This is a genomic window from Pseudomonas sp. LjRoot277, from assembly GCF_964253845.1.
GTDB lineage: Bacteria > Pseudomonadota > Gammaproteobacteria > Pseudomonadales > Pseudomonadaceae > Aquipseudomonas.
In genome coordinates this window covers 3,074,300-3,094,299 of the sequence record NZ_CAXURI020000001.1, presented here as the reverse complement: position 1 = coordinate 3,094,299, position 20,000 = coordinate 3,074,300, and the positions used below count along the sequence as shown (strand labels likewise).

At 51.0% G+C, this 20,000-nt stretch carries 20 protein-coding genes and 1 pseudogene; 3 read left to right on the top strand and 18 right to left on the bottom strand.

Annotation, left to right across the window (positions count from 1 at the left end; all coding sequences use genetic code 11):
* Positions 1–13: 13 nt before the first annotated feature.
* The 14 genes and pseudogenes from ACSQ87_RS14675 to thrC form a co-directional block, all read right to left on the bottom strand.
* The gene (locus ACSQ87_RS14675) at positions 14–799 is read right to left on the bottom strand and encodes a methyl-accepting chemotaxis protein (protein WP_436275092.1); all 786 of its coding nucleotides are present in this window, start codon (positions 797–799) and stop codon (positions 14–16) included.
* Between the two features lie 72 nt (positions 800–871).
* Positions 872–1,903 (bottom strand): annotated as a pseudogene (locus tag ACSQ87_RS14670) (cache domain-containing protein); the annotation flags it as partial.
* A gap of 114 nt (positions 1,904–2,017) precedes the next feature.
* Positions 2,018–2,530: an Lrp/AsnC family transcriptional regulator gene (locus tag ACSQ87_RS14665; protein ID WP_436273732.1), complete on the bottom strand. Its 513-nt coding sequence runs from the start codon at positions 2,528–2,530 to the stop codon at positions 2,018–2,020.
* Positions 2,527–3,288: an ABC transporter ATP-binding protein gene (locus tag ACSQ87_RS14660; protein ID WP_024777150.1), complete on the bottom strand. Its 762-nt coding sequence runs from the start codon at positions 3,286–3,288 to the stop codon at positions 2,527–2,529. Before ACSQ87_RS14660 ends, ACSQ87_RS14665 begins: the two co-directional genes overlap by 4 nt.
* A 103-nt stretch (positions 3,289–3,391) precedes the next feature.
* Positions 3,392–4,102, bottom strand: a complete 711-nt coding sequence (locus ACSQ87_RS14655; RefSeq protein ID WP_095152997.1) for an ABC transporter permease — start codon at positions 4,100–4,102, stop codon at positions 3,392–3,394.
* Positions 4,099–4,827 (bottom strand): ABC transporter permease, encoded by a 729-nt coding sequence (locus tag ACSQ87_RS14650; RefSeq protein ID WP_064676932.1) that lies wholly within the window; start codon positions 4,825–4,827, stop codon positions 4,099–4,101. The genes ACSQ87_RS14655 and ACSQ87_RS14650 overlap by 4 nt, the downstream gene beginning before the upstream one ends.
* A 57-nt stretch (positions 4,828–4,884) precedes the next feature.
* A complete protein-coding gene (locus ACSQ87_RS14645; protein WP_436273731.1) occupies positions 4,885–5,667 on the bottom strand; it encodes a transporter substrate-binding domain-containing protein in 783 nt (260 codons plus the stop codon).
* 445 nt (positions 5,668–6,112) lie between these two features.
* On the bottom strand, positions 6,113–6,430 hold the full coding sequence (locus ACSQ87_RS14640) for a DMT family transporter (protein ID WP_095152999.1): 318 nt from the start codon (positions 6,428–6,430) through the stop codon (positions 6,113–6,115).
* A gap of 211 nt (positions 6,431–6,641) precedes the next feature.
* Positions 6,642–7,844, bottom strand: a complete 1,203-nt coding sequence (locus ACSQ87_RS14635; RefSeq protein WP_436273730.1) for a trans-sulfuration enzyme family protein — start codon at positions 7,842–7,844, stop codon at positions 6,642–6,644.
* Positions 7,845–7,879: 35 nt separating this feature from the next.
* A complete protein-coding gene (locus tag ACSQ87_RS14630) occupies positions 7,880–9,418 on the bottom strand; it encodes an amino acid permease (RefSeq protein WP_436273729.1) in 1,539 nt (512 codons plus the stop codon).
* Positions 9,419–9,517: 99 nt separating this feature from the next.
* On the bottom strand, positions 9,518–10,936 hold the full coding sequence (locus ACSQ87_RS14625; RefSeq protein ID WP_436273728.1) for an aldehyde dehydrogenase family protein: 1,419 nt from the start codon (positions 10,934–10,936) through the stop codon (positions 9,518–9,520).
* 2 nt (positions 10,937–10,938) lie between these two features.
* Positions 10,939–11,988: a homoserine dehydrogenase gene (locus tag ACSQ87_RS14620; RefSeq protein ID WP_436273727.1), complete on the bottom strand. Its 1,050-nt coding sequence runs from the start codon at positions 11,986–11,988 to the stop codon at positions 10,939–10,941.
* A 131-nt stretch (positions 11,989–12,119) separates the two neighbouring features.
* Entirely contained in the window at positions 12,120–12,557 is a 438-nt protein-coding gene (locus ACSQ87_RS14615; RefSeq protein WP_064676927.1) for an Lrp/AsnC family transcriptional regulator, read from the bottom strand.
* A gap of 14 nt (positions 12,558–12,571) precedes the next feature.
* Entirely contained in the window at positions 12,572–13,975 is a 1,404-nt protein-coding gene (gene thrC / locus ACSQ87_RS14610; RefSeq protein WP_436273726.1) for a threonine synthase, read from the bottom strand.
* Between the two features lie 381 nt (positions 13,976–14,356).
* Between thrC and ACSQ87_RS14605 the strand changes: the two genes are divergently transcribed.
* Positions 14,357–14,839, top strand: coding sequence for a DinB family protein (locus ACSQ87_RS14605; RefSeq protein ID WP_436273725.1), 483 nt, complete (start codon positions 14,357–14,359; stop codon positions 14,837–14,839).
* A gap of 356 nt (positions 14,840–15,195) precedes the next feature.
* Here the strand turns inward: ACSQ87_RS14605 and ACSQ87_RS14600 are convergent, their stop codons facing one another.
* From ACSQ87_RS14600 to ACSQ87_RS14590, 3 genes are all read right to left on the bottom strand, one after another.
* A complete protein-coding gene (locus tag ACSQ87_RS14600; RefSeq protein ID WP_436273724.1) occupies positions 15,196–15,834 on the bottom strand; it encodes an FMN-binding negative transcriptional regulator in 639 nt (212 codons plus the stop codon).
* Positions 15,835–15,985: 151 nt separating this feature from the next.
* Entirely contained in the window at positions 15,986–16,879 is an 894-nt protein-coding gene (locus ACSQ87_RS14595) for a dihydrodipicolinate synthase family protein (protein ID WP_436273723.1), read from the bottom strand.
* A 243-nt stretch (positions 16,880–17,122) separates the two neighbouring features.
* Positions 17,123–17,818 (bottom strand): B3/B4 domain-containing protein, encoded by a 696-nt coding sequence (locus tag ACSQ87_RS14590; protein WP_436273722.1) that lies wholly within the window; start codon positions 17,816–17,818, stop codon positions 17,123–17,125.
* Between the two features lie 45 nt (positions 17,819–17,863).
* Here ACSQ87_RS14590 and ACSQ87_RS14585 point away from each other — a divergent pair, with 45 nt between their 5' ends.
* Together ACSQ87_RS14585 and ACSQ87_RS14580 are read left to right on the top strand one after the other, a co-directional pair.
* A complete protein-coding gene (locus tag ACSQ87_RS14585) occupies positions 17,864–18,481 on the top strand; it encodes a helix-turn-helix domain-containing protein (protein WP_436273721.1) in 618 nt (205 codons plus the stop codon).
* A gap of 136 nt (positions 18,482–18,617) precedes the next feature.
* Positions 18,618–19,253 (top strand): LysE family translocator, encoded by a 636-nt coding sequence (locus ACSQ87_RS14580; RefSeq protein WP_436273720.1) that lies wholly within the window; start codon positions 18,618–18,620, stop codon positions 19,251–19,253.
* 204 nt (positions 19,254–19,457) lie between these two features.
* Here ACSQ87_RS14580 and ACSQ87_RS14575 read toward each other — a convergent pair whose 3' ends face one another.
* The gene (locus tag ACSQ87_RS14575; RefSeq protein WP_436273719.1) at positions 19,458–19,718 is read right to left on the bottom strand and encodes a hypothetical protein; all 261 of its coding nucleotides are present in this window, start codon (positions 19,716–19,718) and stop codon (positions 19,458–19,460) included.
* Positions 19,719–20,000: the final 282 nt, after the last annotated feature.

The following is a 20,000-nucleotide window of genomic DNA, read 5'->3' as shown; positions in this document are numbered from 1 at the left end:
CGATGTATTCAACTTAAGTACGGAAGCTATCCACCAGATGTTTGAGTCGGCTGGCTTGTTGCTCAAGGTCATCACAGGCGAGCAAGGTGGCCTGGAGATTCTCCACGCCTTCTTGGTTGAGGGATTTGATCTCGGTGATGTCCATATTCAACGAGTCGATTACAGCGGTCTGCTCTTCAGTAGCAGTGGCTACAGACTGATTTATGCAATCAATTTCGCCAATACGCTGAGTAACGCTCCCTAGTCGCTCGCCAGCCTGGTTGGCGATAACCACACCTTCATGGCTATAGCGCTCGCTTTCGCTCATAGTGCAAACCGCCTCACGAGCGCCGACCTGAAGCTCCTCAATCATCGTATGAATTTCTTGTGCCGATGTCTGAGTGCGGTAGGCAAGACTGCGTACTTCATCCGCCACCACAGCGAAACCGCGACCTGCCTCGCCCGCCCGTGCAGCCTCGATAGCGGCATTGAGCGCTAGTAGGTTGGTCTGTTCGGAAATGCCCTTGATCACTTCAAGGATCCGACCAATGCTCACCGTCTTACCATTCAGCGTCTCTATGTTGCTGCAAGATGCACGAATTTTTCCTGACAACTCGTTCATGGCGTTGATCGTCTGAGCTACCACTTGCCGGCCACCCTCAGCCTGAAGGCGTGCATCTGACGCCTGAAGTGAGGCATCACCGGCATTACACGCGATTTCCTGAGCGGCTGCTCCCAGCTCGTTGATCGCTGCTGCAATGCAGTTGGTGCGATTGGCCTGTTCGTCGGAGTTTGCTATGGATGAGCTGGAGGCAAGCATGACTCGCTTTGCCACTTCGTTGACTTGTTCGGTCGCTGATGAGACTTCGCGTATTGAATGTTGGATTCGCTCCACGAAAAGGTTGAAGTCGCAGGCCAATTCTCCAAACTCATCTTGAGAATGCACGGCCAAACGCCGGGTCAGGTCCCCCTCCCCCTGGGCTATATCGCGCATGGCTTTACCCATTAACCTCAGAGGTTGCATCAATACGCGGATTAGCATGCCCAGTAGAAGCAACGTGATTAGCACGGCAATCAGAGTGGCGAAAATAGCTGAAGCGCGGAAATCGCCTAACGCCTGGTAGGCTTTTTTCTTGTCGATGGACAAACCGATATACCAGTTGACCGAGGGCAGCCCCTTGACCGGCGAGAACATCAAAATATAAGGAACACCCGCCTGCTCGGTCTCACTGAAATGGGTGCTGATAGTGGGCGTGTCTTGCGGATAGATATCGACAAGGTTTTTCATCACCAGGTCTTTATCCGGGTGGGCAAGTATCTTGCCGTCGGCACTGACCAAGAAGGCATAACCGATGCCGCCCAGATCGAGCGAACTGACAATTTTCGCCAGGGTATCCAAGGTCAGGTCACCACCGACCACACCGAGAGGTTGGTTTCCATGGTTAACCGGAGTAGCGATGGTCATCATCAACTGGCCAGTGGATACATCCAGGTACGGCTCAGTCAAAGTCGTACCCCCAGCGGCCATCGCATCCTTGTACCAAGGCCGTGTACGCGGGTCATAATCGGCGGGCAATTCGTCTTTTGGTCGCATCGCAAAGCTGCCGTCGATACCCCCAAGATAGGTGAAGTTAAATGTTGAAAGCAGCGTCTTCTGTTCCAGTAGGCGCACCACACTGTCCGGCGTATTGTCGCTGGCAACAGTCTGAGCGATGGTGTCTATCAGCAGAACACGTCCAGACAGCCAAGCCTGGACATTGCTTGCAGCAATTTTGCTCATCCCCTCAAGGTGGCTTTCGAGGTTTGTACGTATAGCGTCGCGCTGAAAATAATCGTTGTACAGTGTGAATAATGAGAATGCTGCAATGACTACGAGCGATGCGGCGAGCAGAACTTTGTGGCTGAACCTTAAGTGGACAGTCATTGGAAATTTACCCGAGATTAAAAATTTCTGTTTTTATTATTTAACTCCCACGGCAGTCTTTAAGACCTGCGCCACCTCATCTCATGCGTAGCCCGTATCTTTTACACTGCACCGCTAGTCGTGGTGTGTGGACGAATGCTTAACAATAGACAATTCAGGATAGGCAACCAGTTTGTCGATACACAGGTCCTCATTCTCCAACCAAACTTCCGTAAGCGCACGATAGTGCTTCATATCTTTACAGCGCATACGCAGGCTGTAGTCGAACGGACCACTGATAAGATGGCATTCCAAGACCTGAGGACAGTTATCTACACATGCTTCGAAGGCTTTTTGTGCAGTGCGCCGATTCTGGCTCGATATAGCGACTAATACCTGTAGTGACAATCCTGGTGAGACCTTTTGCACATCGATGAACGCACCGTAACCGCGAATCACCCCTAGCCTCTCCAACTTGCGTACGCGTTGCTGGCAAGGGCTTGCGGTCAGGTGCACAAGCGTTGCTAATTTCTGGTAAGTAATGCGCCCGTCACGGCGTAATACGTCAATGATAGCCTCATCAATACGCCCCAATGTTCGTGAAAAATCGGGATTTTTTCCTTCCTTTTCATTGTTAACTCTATTCACTTCAGTCCATTAGAAAGAAATTGTTGAAGGCGCTCGCTGCGTGGATTATCCAGAATCTCTGCCCCACCCTGCTCCTCGACTCGGCCTTGATGCAGAAACAGTAACTGGCTCGACACCTTGCGGGCAAAGCTCATTTCGTGGGTCACCATGATCATGGTCCGGCCTTCTTCGGCCAGGCCCTGAATCACCTTTAGTACTTCGCCCACCAGTTCCGGATCCAGCGCCGACGTCGGTTCGTCGAACAGCAGAACCTCCGGTTCCATCGCTAATGCTCGTGCAATCGCCACGCGCTGTTGCTGACCGCCAGAGAGAAATGCTGGAAACTGCTCCGCAACACGCGCTGGCAGCCCCACCTTGTCCAGATAACGTCGGGCACGATCTTCGGCATCTTTTTTGCTGACACCCAGCACCCGGCGCGGGGCCATCGTGATGTTTTCCAGAACGGTCATGTGGCCCCACAGATTGAAGTGCTGGAAGACCATGGCTAGACGGGTGCGCAGCCTTTGCAACTCAGCGGCATCGGCCACCTGCATGCCATGATGGTTTTTGACCATGCGAATCTGCTTGCCGTCCAGGCTCATGGCTCCGTCATTGGGTGTTTCGAGAAAGTTGATGCAGCGCAGAAAGGTACTTTTGCCTGACCCACTGGCGCCGATCAAACTGATCACATCACCAGTTTTGGCTTTCAGAGATACGCCCTTGAGTACTTCGTGGTTACCGTAACTCTTGTGCAGTTCTTCAACAGTCAATTTGTACATGTGCGCAATCATCCTCTAAGGGAAAATGTGGCGTCGCTGTGCAGCTGTGACAGCCGGCGACAAAGCCCGAGGCCTAATGAGCGGCCATATGGAGTACCAAGCCCTAATGAGCCGGACCAAGGAAAGCCAACCAACGGCGCTCGGCGATGCGGAATAATCCGACAAGAGCGAAGGTAACCATCAGGTAAATCAGCGCAGTAATACCGAACGAATGAAAGGTCAGAAAGGTCGCCGAGTTGGCGTCACGAGCAACTTTCAGAATGTCCGGGACGGTTGCAGTGAAGGCCACGGTGGTCGAATGCAGCATCAGAATTACTTCGTTGCTGTAGTACGGCAACGAGCGACGTAGCGCCGATGGCATGATCACGTAGGCATAGAGCCTCCAACCCGTCAGGCCATAGGCCTTCGCAGCTTCGACTTCGCCATGGGCCATGTTGCGAATTGCTCCGGCGAAAATCTCCGTGGTGTAAGCGCAGGTGTTCAGCGCAAACGCAAGGATGGTGCAGTTCATCGCGTCGCGAAAGAATGCATCGAGCACCGGTTGTGCACGAACTGCAGCCAGGCTGTAGATCCCGGTGTAGCAGATCAACAACTGGATATAGAGCGGCGTTCCCCGAAACAGGTAGGTGTAGAACTGTACGGGCCAGCGCAGGTAACACTTGGATGAAACCCGGGCAATGGACAACGGGACCGACACCAAAAAGCCGATGAAGATTGAGGCACTGAGCAACCACAAGGTCATGGCCAACCCCGTGATCTGGTGGCCGTCGCTATAGAGAAAAGGCTTCCAGTAATCTTGCAAGAGTTCGATCATCGTACAGCCTCCCGGGAACCTGCCGCATAACGCCGCTCCAACCAACGCAGGACATAGTTTGAAGTACTGGTAATCACCAAATAAATAAGCGCTGCCAAGACCAGAAAATAGAACAATTGATAGGTGCTTTTACCAGCGTCCTGGGCTGCCTTTACCAAGTCAGCAAGGCCTATGATCGACACCAGTGCGGTGGCTTTGAGGATGACCATCCAGTTATTGCCAATACCCGGTAAAGCAAAACGCATCATTTGCGGGAAGACCACAAAGCGAAAGCGCTGAGTGCGACTTAAGCCATAGGCGGTGGCCGCTTCCACCTGTCCACGGGGCACAGCTAACATCGCCCCGCGAAAGGTCTCAGTGAAATAGGCCCCGTAGATAAACCCCAGCGTGATGATCCCGGCAACAAACGGATTGATCTCTATGTATTCCCAATCCAGTGCCTGTGTGATCCCGGTCAACCAGGTTTGCAGGCTATAAAAGATCAGTAGCATCAGCACTAGGTCCGGCACCCCGCGAATCAGGGTAGTGTAGAGCTGTGCTGGGATTCGCAGGAGTTTGACACTGGAAAGTTTGGCACTGGCTCCGATAAGACCAAGCAGCACGCTCAACAGCAGCGAGAGTATTGACAACTTGACGGTCATCCAGGCGCCCTCCAGCAACAGAGGACCGAACCCTTTCATGCTGTATGTGGAGAGCCCGAGGGCCTGCAACAGTATTTCGAACATAATTCAGGAACCTATCGCGATAATAAAGCGCCCGCCCCAAGGACGGGCACCGGGGCCTTACTTGCCGCTATAGAGATTCAGATCACCGAAGTGTTTTTTCTGGATTAAGTCATAGGTACCGTCATCGTGTAACGCTTGGATGCCCTTATCCAAAAAGGCCTTGAGGTCTTTGTTACCTTTAGAGATACCAATAGCTGTTTTAGCTGGCAGTAACTCGCTGTCAACGGGCTTGCTGACTTCATAACCAGTGCCTTGGGGGGAATTCAAAAAACCCAACTGAGCTTGCAGCATGTCCTGAATCGCCGCATCGAGGCGACCGGAAATCAGGTCGTAATAAACCTGATCCTGGTTCTGATAGGCCTGAGTTTTGACACCCGCCTTATCCAGAACAGCTTTGGCATAGGCTTCCTGGATACTTCCTTGCAAATAGCCTACGGTCTTGCCCTTAAGGGAAGTAACCTCTTCGTTCAGACCAGAATTTTTCTTGAACACGTAAGAGGTGGCGCCAGAGAACAGCTCATTTGAGAAGTCGATGACTTTCTCGCGGGCGGGGGTCACCGTCATGGAAGAGAGAATGCCATCGAACTTGTTGGCCTTCAGACCAGGAATCGTGCCGTCGAAATCGCTCTCGACCCATATACACTTGACCTTCAATTTGGCACAGATTGCATTACCCAGATCGATATCAAACCCCGTAAGACTACCATCTGAGGCTTTAGACTCGAATGGTGCGTAAGAAGCATCAACGCCAAAACGCAGTTCTTTGTATTCCTTGGCCAGCGCGATATTCGCGCAAAGTGGGAAAAGTGCTAACACGAAGAGCTTTCGAAGCGAAATCATATGAGAATCCCTAGATGTTGTAGTTTGATTAAGGGCAGTTAACGATTTGACGACTTTAACGATTCTTCTTTTGGCAACTACATTTCGGATATAAGCCACCCGTAATAGTTGCATTGCTGCACGCCCATTTAAGAGCTGTGACAAGCGTTACTCAATCAACGGCAATAGAAGTTCAGCTATACACCTCCGAAGAAATTTTATACTCAGTCATAATCAAGACCTCATGTCCTTGTACTGAACACTGATAGTACGCCGATGGCTCGCTCATCCAAATATGGCAAACAGATCAATATTATGAGCAAACCGCTCGTAACAGAGAGCAATCTGCTTGACTGAAAACCTGTTCTGCAAAGACAAACAAAAAATCAGCGCATGAAATCCCTCAGGAAATGCTGAGGTGTCACTCCAACCCTTATAATTTATTTTCTAACCGAAACAGAAAAAGTCAAGCTGAAGCCAGCTTCATCATTACGAGACCGCTGACAATTAAGACAGCTGCGACAACTCGCATGAGGCTGGCAGGTTCGCCTAAAAAGATGATACCCACTGCAAACGCGCCAACAGCACCAATGCCAGTCCAAATTGTATAGGCTGTACCAAGTGGTAGACTTTTCATGGAAAAGGATAGGAGAGCAAAACTTGCCATTAGCATTACCAAGGTAACAACAGTCGGCCCAAGCTTGGTCATACCTTCAGATTGTTTCATAGAGAAAGCCCAAACAACTTCAAGTATCCCTGCAAAAACCAAACATATCCAAGCCATGATTCGCTTCCATTAAAAGATCCGTCACAACTCTGACGGACAAAACCTTATATGATCAGGAGATTTGGTCCTTGTAAAACTGGAACCTTTGAGAACCCAGTAAAAAAGCCCCCGCTGGTACGAGGGCAAAGGAGGGTTACCAACCAGACCATATTTTTAGTAAAATCGTACATCCAAAGCTAAAGTTGGCACGAGCCTTTAAGTTCTCAACTCACTTGAATGTCTCGTCCAACGCAGAGGAAATATCTTTGATCAAATCGTCGGGATCTTCGAGTCCAACCGAAAGACGGAGATGACCGTATGTACGGAACTCTTCAGGATACTTGTCAAAACCACCTCGGCCTTCTGCACCCACGTGAACAATAAGGGTCTCATCGTGACCTAGGGAAACTGCAGAAGTGATGATACGCAGATTTGAAACAAACCGATTTTGAGTGTCCGGATTCCCTTTTACTGCAAAAGCCATCATCGCCCCATAGCCGCGCCCTGCGAACTGCCGACGAGCGAGTTCATGTTGTGGGTGGGATGGAAGCCCTGGGTAGTAGACGAAAGCTACACGATCATCTGCATCGAGAAATGCAGCCAATTTTTCAGCAGATCTGAGATGCTGTTGCAGACGCAGAGGCAACGTTACAGAACCACGCATTATCAACCAAGCATTGAACGGAGAGATGGTCGCGCCGAGATCAACAAGAGCATCGTGCTTGATTGTAGTGATCATCTGAGTGGAACCCAGAACCACCCCACCCATGGAATCGCCATGGCCATTGATGTACTTGGTCAGGGAGTGGACAACAAGATCTACCCCATGTTGGCTGGCATGGAAGAACGGAGGTGGGGTGAAGGTTGCATCAACAGAAATCAGTGCACCGTGCGCATGAGCAATCTCGGCCAACGCAGCAATATCCGCAACTTTGGTAGTTGGGTTGGCAATTGTCTCAGTATGAAAAAGTTTGGTATTGGGGCGGATTGCTCTCCGAACAGCCTCCAAATCGCCCATATCCACAAACGAGGCTTCAATGCCATAGCGCTCCGGCAGAAGCTCCGCGAACAGTCGCCATACGGCCTCGTAGGTGACGTCACTGACAATAACGTGGTCGCCACTTTTCAAAAAGGCAAAAAATATCGAATGCAAAGCAGCTACACCGGTAGCAAATACAGCTGCTGCCTCACAACCTTCAAGCGCAGCAAGTTTCTTCTCCAGGCATATCTGGTTATGACCTTGGTTTCGTGTGTACACGAGGCCATCAGGGCTGGACCAGTCCATCGTCGACGGATCATCTGGCAGCAGATAAGAGTTGGCCATCACCAGCGGCGTGCGAATAGCACCAGTAGTGGTGTCGACGACATTCCCACCATGAACTGCCAGCGTTGCCGCCGAAAGTGTGGACAGATTCTTTTTGTCAGGACGCATGTCTATTTCCTCCAAAGTTACTTTTTTGTTTGGTGTCATTGATTCTGAAGGTCAGTGAAAGAAGGATGATTGGTCTGATCTGCTCGGACCAACTCTTGATTTTCGTCAAAGACTAATTCACCACTCTCAATTGCACGAACACGCCCACGAACCATGTACCAACCAACAACAAGAGCGGCGGCATAAAACGGAAGCGAAGCAATCGAGTACGTACCTACGGGATAATCGAATGCGATCAGAACCAGAACCAAACCGAAGAACCCCAAAGTCGCGTAACCACTGTAAGGCGCAAACGGCATTCGAAACCCCGGACGCTCCAGATCACCTTGCTGGGAGTATTTGAAGAGCTTGATCTGACACAGGACGATTGTTGACCACGAACCGATCAACATAACGGCAGTGAGTGTCAGCGCGATTTCAAAGGCTTCCCCCGGAACAATCGCGTTAAGTACGACACCAATTAGTGAAGCAACGGTCGTCAGCATGATGCCAGCGAACGGAACACCTTGACGGTTCATCTTGGCCAGGAAGCTAGGGGCTGATCCGTTGATTGCCAGCGAGCGAAGCACCCGGCCAGTGGAGTAAATGCCAGCGTTCAGAGAAGACACCGCCGCGGTAATCAAGACCATGTTCATAATCGCGTCCGCACCCTTGACCCCCAGCGAGCCAAAGAACGTCACAAACGGGCTTACCCCCGCCGAGTACGCGGTGTGGGGGAGCAGCATTGCCAACAGCAATACAGAACCAACGTAAAAAACAATAATGCGGAAAACAACTGCCCGAATTGCTTTCGGCATGACTGTAGCGACGTCTTGGGCTTCGCCAGCTGCAGTACCAACCAACTCCACACTGCCATACGCAAATATCACCCCCTGGATCATGATTACGGCGGGCAAAAGGCCTGATGGGAACCAACCGCCATTGTCAGAAATCAGTTTGAACCCGACCTCATGGCCTGGCAGCGGAGTGCCGAACAACACCATGTAAATGCCAATCCCAAGGAAAGTCGTTAATGCAGCCACCTTGATCAGGGCAAACCAAAATTCAAGTTCACCAAAAATTTTTACCGAGACAAGGTTAATCGCAGTAACAAAACCCAATGCTCCCAGTGCCAAGGACCATTGAGGGATGTCGCCCATGAAAGGGACATAGGCTTTGAAGAAATTCAGGTAGAGCGCTGTCGCTGTGAGATCTGCAATGGCAACCATTACCCAGTCAGTCCAGTACATCCATCCCACGGCAAAAGCCCATTTCTCACCGTAGAACTCTCGAGCATAGGAGACGAACGAGCCCGAGGATGGGCGATACATCACCAGTTCGCCCATAGCCCGAATGATGAACCACGCAAAAAAGCCACAGATTGCATAGACAAACACAAGCGAGGGTCCGGCTTCAGCGAGTCGTGCGCCTGCGCCCATGAATAGACCGCTTCCGATTGCCCCCCCTATGGCAATCATCTGAACCTGGCGAGGCTTGAGCACCTTTTGATAGCCAGCATCTTCTGCGCTGAAGTCTCTCTTTCGAGTTGCACCAGACGATGGCACGCGTGTGGGATTAAGATCATTCACACTCATTTTGTTACCTTTTATTGTTGTATTGGGCAAGGCTCTACCGACCTGAAGAGCCTTGCCGAGGACCCGATTTAATCCTAGGGATTCACATCGATCCTTTAATCAACTTCCGCCAACACCGTTTAAGCAAATCACTTTTGGTTGTGTCATATCTTCATATGCAAAACGCACACCTTCACGCCCCATGCTGCCGTATTTGGAACCACCAAATGGCATTGCATCAAAACGATAGTCAGATGAGTCATTAATCATGACGCCGCCGGCTTCGAGTCGTTTAGCTGCTTTCATGGCGACATTCAAATTGCTGGTAAAAATACCCGCATGCAAACTGTACTCTGGCTCATTAGCCAGCGTCAGCGCCTCATCAAGCGAGGCCACGCTTTGAAGGATGACAACCGGACTGAATACTTCCTCACACCAAACTTTACAGCTTTGGCTAACATTCTCCAGGACCGTCGGTGAGTAAAGCGAGCCTTGGCGTACATTACCAAATAACAGGTTAGCCCCTTTATCGATTGCCTCGACGACTACTTCTTCAGTGCGTTTTGCAGCAGCTTCAGAAATCATTGGCCCAACATCCGTGCTTTCGTCAGCAGGATTTCCCACGACTAAAGCACTTGTCTTCACAACAAATTTATTTTTGAACTCTTCATATATTGTCTCTTCAACAAGAATTCGTTGGGTACCGATACAATTTTGACCGGCGGCCCAAAAAGCGCCTGATACACAGGACTCAACGGCTTCATTCAGATCACAATCGCCCATGACGATAACCGGGGCATTACCCCCCAAATCCATCGCCAGTTTTTTAAGGCCTGCATTGCGAGAGATCTGCTCACCGGTAACAAAACCGCCCGTGAAGGAAACCATACGTACCGCTCGATGAGCGACCAGTGCCTTGCCCAGCGCGGCCCCTCCAGTTGCAATGGACACGACCGCAGGAGGGAGACCCGCAGCGTTCAGGCAGGCCACCAGCTTAATGGCAGATAACGGAGAGAGCTCAGAGGGTTTGAGTACAACAGCATTACCGCCAGCGATCGCAGGCCCCAATTTGTGAGCGACCAGGTTAAGTGGGTCGTTGTATGGGGTAATTGCAACAATTACACCCAAAGGCTCCCGAGTAAACCATCCCTGACGGGACTCGGATCCTACATAGGAGTCAAACGGAATCACTTCGCCTGCATTACGTTTGGCCTCCTCAGCGGACAGTTTCAGCGTATTGACGCAGCGTAAAACCTCCTTTCTCGCCTGCTTGATCGTTTTTCCCGACTCGGCAACAATCAGACTGGCAAACGCCTCCTTGTCGCTCTCGACCAAAGAAGCGGTTTTTTCCAGTATGCGAGCACGTTCGTGCCTTGGAAGTTCTTTGGCGATCAGCGCACCAAGCTTCGCCGTATCAATGATCGCAGTGGCAAATGAAGCAGGCATGTCCGTCACCTCTCCAACTGCAGCGCCATCATACGGGCTCAAAACTGTTATGGTTTTATAATCAACAGCGAGCGAAAGACTCAAGCTATTCATGATCATTTACCTATCTTAGTTTTGTTCTTGTGAATGCTGACGATATCCGAGAGTAAGGCGAATGCTGTTTCAAACCGACCTGCACCCGCTCCGACAACCGTTACCGGACCCAGAAGATTTGTAGTAAAGGTAATTGCATTCGTTGCACCACTCACACCGGCCAGTGCGTCCCCTTGAGGCAACAATTGAGGACTAACAGATGCAGTGATGGAGCCATTGCTCATTTTTTCCGCGCTGCCAATTAGTTTCCACCGGGCATTGGCCTTCGTTGCTTCGGCGATATCTGTTGACGTGATCCCCGAGATGCCTTTGCAAAGGACATCGCTCGGCGTCAACTTCGCCCCCAGAAGCTCATTCGCCAAAATGACTACTTTAAGACGAACATCATGCCCTTCCACGTCTGCGGTGGGGTCAGCTTCTGCGTAACCGAGTTCCTGAGCCTTGGCGACTGCCTCAGAGAAGTCGAGACCTTCTTCCATGCTAGAAAGTACGAAATTGGACGTACCATTCAAGATGCCCTTAAACCCGCTAATTTCCGAGCCGGCCAGCGACTCTTTAGCCAGACGAATGACGGGAGTGCCGCTCATTACCGAGCCTTCAAACTCGAATTGGGCACCGGTGCTTCTGGCCAATGCTTTCAGGCTTTCAGCGTGTAACGCCACCGGCCCTTTGTTGGTGGTGACCACACTGATACCTTTTTCCAGAGCCCAGCGACAGAAAGTCGTAGCTGGCTCTCCGTCTACAGGGTTGGTGAACGTCGCCTCGGCGATAAGATCGGCCCCCGAGAAACGGATAACCGTCTCATTGGCAGGCTCAGCACAGCCCGCTGGCAATGTTCTAAACCCCCCTTTTGCAGCAGGAACTGCGGCCAATTCGTGGGCATCCAACCCGTTCTTGTTGATAATGGAGCCAAAGTAAAGGTCACTGACACCAACAATTTTTAGCTTAAAACCAAATTCATTAGCCCAGTGCTCGTTCTTATCTGCAATGAGCTGCGTCAACGCACGGTTTACACCACCAAAACCAAGCAAAGCAATTTTATATTCAGTCACGACATGGGCCTCATTGTTATGTTTTCGGTACTGAAATACTAAACTGCAGCAGTGCTCATACGAATATGGCAAACCGATCATTGTTGCGAGCAAAATGCTCGCAGGAGAGAGCATTTTGATTTCCTACCAACCTACTTCGTGCAAGACAATACAAATGACGTAACCGTATTCAGAACTCCTGGCAACGTGGATATGTCGCTCCAGACCCGATGAATACAATCCGAACTTGCCGCTTCAACTGTCACTACAATATCCAGGTCACCACTCATCACATTGCAGGACACGATCTCAGGCATTGAGACAATTGAACGCACTACCTCAGCACCGCGCATTCGGTCTTTTCGATACACAAAAATAAGGGCATTAATTGGCGCAACCTCGGAAGGTGGCGCACCTTTGATTATGGTATAACCCCTGATATATCCGTCCCGCTCCAACCGTTCAATCCTGAGCCTGACAGCATTCCTAGACAAATTAACTTTCATGGCAATGTCGTTATGCGCAAGTCGAGCATTACGAGTAAGCTCTTCCAGTATTTTTTCATCCGTCTTATCTAAAGCGCGTTTCATCTCTAACTCCAGGATTATAGCGAGCGAGACTTCGTGTCTTGGGATATCGCCTTGATGAGTTCCGTAAGGATGCCAACATCATTGGAAATTGAAATGCATTCGTCGTTAGAGAAGGGGTGAGCACTCACCACACTCATTGGAGATTGAACATCGGCTTCAGCCAGAACTGAGGCAGAGCTTGAAGGATGCGTCGTGGCCAAGCAGATCATTGGTGTCAGTAAGCTACGCCTGTTAATTCGCGCAGCTCGTAATCCAATCGCGGTATTAGGACTGATCAAGTAACCACTTTTAACAAAGACTTCATGAATACAGGAAAATGCCTCTGCATCCTCTACCGCCAAAGAATCAAATAGCTTTCGCGCCTCTAACCACTCATCCTGTTCCAGTTGAATTTGGCCATCCGTCTCTAGTAGTTCCATATTTCTAGCCACTTTATCACTGCACCGATTGAGAATACTCCATTGCAGCCGCTCGAAATTAGAGGCTAACGACACATTCATGCAAGGCGTGTTGGTAGTACGAATCTCATTACGCCTATACAGGTTAGACTGAAGAAAGTTATGCAAACCCGCGTTGGTATTCGTTGCTACAATTAGCTGCCTGATGGGCAACCCCATTTCCCTTGCAATATAGCCTGCATAGAGAGCACCAAAATTTCCGGTAGGCACACTGAACGCCACCTCTCTTTTAGGCGCACCTAATTGAAGCGACGAGTAGAAGTAGAAGGACAGATGCGCCAGCACCCTCACCCAATTCACCGAATTGAAAGATATTAATTGTTGACCTGTTTCGTTAATGCCTCTGTGAAATTTTTCGCACAGCTGATGACAATCGGCGTAATCACCCTCAACCAAAATATTTACAACATTTTCTTCGGCAGTGCCTAATAAGCGACGCCGATGCTCATCTGTTATTCCTCTGGAAGGATGCAGAACAATCACAGTCACACCTTCCATGCCATTGAAGGCTTTGATGGCCGCGACACCGGTGTCTCCACCAGTGCAACCAACGACAAGCGCTTTCTTTCCGGACTTTAGTAAAGAGTATTCAACCAGACGAGACATCAATTGGAGACCGAAGTCTTGATAGACCCCTGCCGGACCATGGAATAGTTCTAATACCCACTCATTGGTAGCCGTCTGATAGAGCGGCGCAACAGCGTTACTTTTAAAACGGTCAAATGTCTCCTCAAGAATTCGAGACAGTTCATTTTGAGGGATATATTCACCTAGGAACGGCTCGATTACATGACGTGCCAGTTCGTGAAATGGTAGCCATTCAAGCTTCAGGAGATCATCGCTTTTGAAGCGAGGAACCTTGCTAGGAACGAAAAGCCCACCATCCGGTGCGTACGCCCCCATGAGGACCTCGCTGAACTCGAATTCTTTACCAGGCGTCCGTGTGCTGACGTACTTCATGATTTGAGACACCCTCTCGCCTTTTCTGAGCCTTCCACCCGTAAGGCGGCGCCCTGCTGAAATTCAGTGCTGCAGTGAGCCTTTCCTGTGCAATGTGAGGCCTTCTTCTGAAGCGTTGAGCGAGATCATCGTCATCTGCAAACACAGATGGTGAGGGGTCGCACATCGCCCGCGCCAGGCCAATCACCCATCACTCAGCTACCACATAGCCACTTTCGTCGCTTGCCGTTCAAGCTACCAACTATTGACTAAAAAAGTCAATATAGTGACTATCCCATCTATCCGACCGTGCACGGCTATCCCCCTGCGGAAAGGAGCCCTATCCGCATTCCCATCAGAAGGTCCAGGGCAGCCAGAAAATTAGAAATCCAGGAGAACGCCATGAGTGCCAAGAACCTTCTTCATTCGCTTTACAAATACAAGGCATGGTCTGAGGAGGAACTGTTCAAGTGCTTGAAGGCCCCCGCGGCAAAAAAATTTCCAACGGAAATAGAGGAAGCACTCTACTGGCTAGCCCATATCAATATTGTTGACCAGCTGTTCATTGCCAGACTGCAGGGAAAACCGGATGAATTTGACTCCATCCTGACCGAACAGAAACAAGACCTGGGACGACTGGAAGAGTGCTTTTCTTCAGCGAATCAATGGTTTGTGAACTACACCCAGTCGATCACTGCAATCGAACTGTCTGATCCGGTTGCGTTTATTTTCAAGGATGGAAAACCAGGCAACATGACGAAAGAGCAGGTTCTTGCACACGTGCTATCACACGGATTGCAGCATCGAGGAAGTGTGGCGACTATCTTGCCTCGTGAGCTCCTGCTGGATCACAAGGACCATTTCACAACGTTTTTGAAGCTCTAGGCACTGATTGACCGGCCCATGTATGGCGATGATACGTAATAGGAAACCTTTCGATGATCTGCATACCCGATCAAGCAGCTGTTACCCCCAATATGACGAGCGCTGGATGCATAAAAGGAACCTGAGACAATTCCACTCAAATGTCGAACGAGGCTTCGGTGTGATTCAAACTGAGTAAGCCGGCCCGCCGGCCCGAAGCAGCGATCTCAAAAAAATGCCTCAGCAAGCCACCTTCTTCTGACGCGTCCTCACTGCAAAGACAATTCATAAGTGCCGACGATTTTTATGAGGAGCGTCACGAATAGAAGTGCTCCTTTATTTCAGGAGGCGCCTTTTTGTAAGTGGGAAGGAAGATGCTAAATGTCTTTATTATCAGCGCACTCAAGCATGGCCAATCCAATTCCTCGCTCATTACGCGAGACCAAAGCATCGCCAGCACCTCGGATATCACGGGCTTCCTCATCCTGACCGAGCTTGAATTTCCCCGCTAGCCTCGTGATTTCGATCTCGACCCCTACAATTTTTTTCAGCATGGCATCTATGTACTCCTTGGGACTATCGGTCATTTTCCAAGGTGTGGGCTGAGTCGCTTCATGAGACTTGGTCAGCTTTGCTACGACCCGACGCACGTACTGAGCATCATCGTGAAACGTCACACGACCAAATGCGTGCACGACCCGGTAGTTCCAAGTGGGGACTTGCTGATGGAAATCCTGTTTGCTCGGATACCATTGCGGCGATATATACGCATCTTGAGCTCGAAATATCACCAACACCTCGCTGCCCTGGGCGACTTCATGCCATAGGGGATTATTCCGCGCCACATGCGCCTGCAGCACCCCAAGCGCTCCGCTGCGGAGTACAAGTTCAAAAGGTAGGTGATTGGCGTCAATCCCATCACCCGAACAAGTGACAAGTGACCCAAGCGGATTTCGCATAATGACTTCTTGCAAAACGCCAACACGAGACTCTTCGAACTGAGGGGGGATGTACATTCACTTTGCTCCTATAACTGATCTGCTCGCCCAATATTAGGGTCACTGCGCCGGTCAAAGCCGACTCAACATCGGCCCTACCGCACCTGCTGAGCTGTATCATTGTAAAGATGCAGCTCGGCGTATCGGATGCGTTCGCAGCACTTACTGCTCAGCTCAGTTCGAGCTCGTCGATCACCGCAGCAATTTGCTGACGCCCTGCTCCACTTATGGTTCTGAGTGGCAATGGCAAGCTTGGAGAGTGGGTGAATCCACGAAGCTCGGCCGCCGTTGCAACAACGCGCAAGCTTCCCCCAAATTGTGTGAAGAGAGCCCATAGGGGCTTCAAAGATTCGGAAAGGCGAGTCGCTTCTTCGGCGTTACCCGACAACGCAGCACGCGTGATTGCCAGGGCTGTTTTCGGGAACAAGCCCCCAATGACGGAGTACCAGACCTCACAGCCTGCGTTCAATCCAGTAGCAGCAAATACATCCCCGCTTACCCCAATCGTTACGTGCTCCGGAATCAATGCCCGAAGGCGATCGACTCGTGCCTTGGCCTGATCTGGTGCTTCAGGAACGCCAGGGATCTTGATCGAGTGCACATTCGGCAGGCGGGCAATGCGTCCGTGAAGCTCATCAGTAAATTCGAAATGGGTGGTGCCGGGGTTGTCATAGACGCATAGCGGGACGGAGATATTGGCGGTGACCGTTTCGTACAGCGAAAAAACATCTTCAGCTGATAGCTTCTGATAGGAAACGGGCGGCAGCAACAATGCTTTGACTCCCGCCTTTTGCGCATCTTCTGCCAACAACAGCACATCACGTGTACGCAGCGATCCTATGCTTACCATGACGGGAACATTCCCGGCTGCCTCTACTGCCAACTGCGTAACTCGTGAGCGTTCAGTCCGAGAAAGGTACGCATAGCTTCCTGTAGACCCGAGCGCACCGATAGAATCTACTTTCGCAGCCACCAGTTGCTCCACAAGGCGAGTAAATGCTCCTTCATCCACACCCTGCTCATTCATTGGCGTCAAAGGAAATGCGCTAAGACCGGTAAACATAGTTCAGGACTCCATTGTGTGATTCTGCAATTAGATCACCACAGGACGGACTGACTCCGAAGCATACATCGCTCAATAATCGACACCATGCGCTATGGAGATTTCTTCGATTCAGCTGCAGGCTTTTCCAACGTGATGTGGTTGGGCATGATTGCCACCGATCAAAAAGGCTGCGTGCGAGGCAAGATTGGACATAACCCCGTATGCATCCCCACAAGCAGCCCGTGCCGTCTCGCTTATTTACTAATTGGCACCTGGACCGATAAGTACACTCTCAATCTGAGCGCCTGGCATCATCAGTTGCAGGCCTTCTATCAGCTTGTCACCCGCTTCAGTCAATGCCTCGAGCGGCATTGTCGGCAGACTTTCCAGAATGAACCACATGTGCTTCGCATCTGCACTGAGCCGTGTTCTGACGCCCTGGCGCCAATTCCAACGACGGCAAGTCACCCCCTTATCGTCCCGCCAAACAACCTCGCCAGAATCAGGATATTCGTGGGCTGGAGCACCTTCTTTCATGGTGTCGAAAGGTTCCGACCCATCAGCTACAGCGAGTCGCGGCGAGCCCACATAGGCTTCGACGTTCTCACCGCCGACAGGAACTGCGTACTCAATGCTGATGGCGTTATAGAGATCAACCACTGGATCGATACTCGGCAGACTACCGTCACGCAGGACCCGTTTGCGAAGAGCTTCAGCTGAGCAAGGGGTGCGCTGCGGCTTGGCACCGAATTTTCGGAAGAGATCCGCCCAAGCGGTCAGGTGAGCGTCCGCCCATAGTGCACCACCCGCCGTGACTGATTGACAGGCTCGAGACAAAGCGTCCTTGCCAATATCTGGATTGGCGATTGGTGCAGCTTCGACCACAATGCTGAGCGCTCTGAACTCAGGTGCCAAATTGATTACGTCTTGGTCGATTGACGGCAGTACGGACAGCATCAGAGAATCCCTTTAATCCTAAATTTCACTTCATACTAGCGACCAATGACCAAAATAGTCAATATACCGACCAACACCGGGGCCGACGTTCAAACCGTTAGCGAGGCAGTTTCCCGTAGGCTCAAACAGGAACGGAAGAAGCGGAAAATCACTCTCGACGAGCTTTCCCGTCGCTCCGGTGTCAGCAAGGGCATGGTGGTCGAGATAGAGAAATGCACGGCTAACCCAAGCATCGCGATCCTGTGCAAAATCGCTGCTGCTTTGGGCCTTTCAGTTGCTGATGTCGTGAACGTGTCCGACGCCCCAACAGCCCACCTCATCGAAAGCAAGGATATTCCCACACTCTGGACAGGAAACATGGGAGGGACGGCTCGACTCCTGGCTGGAAGCAGTGGTCCGAACATGATTGAGCTTTGGCGCTGGGAAATGTTTCCCGGCGAAACCTTTGCCTCCTCAGGGCATCCTCACGGCACAACTGAGCTATTTCATGTGGAGAAAGGGACACTCCACTTCACAGTAGGTGATACCGAACTGAGCATTTCTGCGGGTTGCTCAGCCGTAGCAAAAACAGACGTACCTCATGCCTACTCGAATAACGGCAAATCAAAACTGATATTCACCATGTCTGTAACGGAGATCCACCAATCCGGGCGTGAAATATAGCGTTCAGACAGTATCGCACTGAGGCTTACAGAGGAGTCCGCGCGGGTCGGCTCTTGTGGTCGTCCATCATCGCCCCGTCATAGGGCTGCTAGCAACAGAGCCGTGACTGGCATAGAACTTCGTTAAGGTGCTTTTAATGTCATTTGATTACCACCATCTCCTCCTCGTATTCACGGCCTATATTGTTGGAGCGGCGAGCCCTGGACCGAGCAACATGCGGATAATGGGCGTCGCGATGAACCAAGGCAGGCAACCTGCGCTCCTGCTAGCAGCGGGTGTCATCAGTGGTTCGATTTTCTGGGGATCGATGGCAGCCACGGGCGTCTCAGCGGTCCTGGCACAATATGCGCAAGCGCTGGGCGTCTTAAAAACGGTTGGCGGTGCTTACCTGCTCTTCCTTGCCATCAAAGCAGGCCGCTCTGCTCTAACGTCCAATGAGCGGCTCGAGAAAGAGATAGCGGCCGCGTCAAAAGTCTCGGGGTACAGCCTGTATCAGCGCGGCTTGCTCATGCATCTCACAAACCCCAAGGCACTACTCGGTTGGATCGCTACCATGACCCTTGGCTTGGGGCCGCAAGCTTCGCCAAAAACAGTCGCGATTATTCTGGCCGGTTGCGCCGTGCTTAGCGTCACTATCTTCTGTAGCTATGCGATCGTCTTCTCCACCGCGCCTATGATTCGGGGATACCGCCGAGCGCGCCGATGGATCGAAGGCACCCTTGCGCTAGTTTTCGGAGCGGCTGGAGTAAAGCTGATGTTCTCCCACTCGTAGCCTTGGTCTAGGCTAGCTGTTGACGCTCGTCAGTAAATAACGGAAGCACGTCGGAAGATTGCACCTTCTGCTGATTTTTCCCAATGAGTCACGCGAATGACTTCTTGTTTAACTGGACCGCCTTCGCCCCTCCACACAACGCTCCCAAGACCTCACAGATCAACGCCATCAGCTCACGTGCTGATTTACTCCAAACTCACCTGATTATTGGTCCTTTGCTGTGGTCAGACTGAACAAAAGATCAAGGACGCAACGGCTCCCGACACCACGCAGACCTGCCGCCTGAGGATTGAAAGTCATGCTGTCAACGACAATTTTGGACATTCTGGGCTCAGCATCGCTTGCGGGATCGGCTTTACACGCATGACCGCAAAAGTCGCGCCCGGTCGCATCGGCATTGTTCTTAGGCTCGATATCTCTCGCCTGGCGTGTAACAACGCTAACGGCGGCCAACTGTTCGACCATGACCGATACGCTCATCGGTGATGTCGGCAGCGTAGACAATCCGAAAACCCGGAGGAACTCACAATTATTTTTTTGCTAGCCATTAACGACCAAAAAAGTCAACATAACGACCATGCTTAGCGTTTTTATTCTGAACGGCAGTTCATATACGAAGCATTGAATCATTGGTAGGTGGAACAACCTCACCGAGCGAGGAATCCAGAAGAGCAGCGGCTACCATCAGCTTGCTGACATAGCGATGCTTCGCGGGAGGCCTTATCCACGGGAAATGGAGGTCCGCCC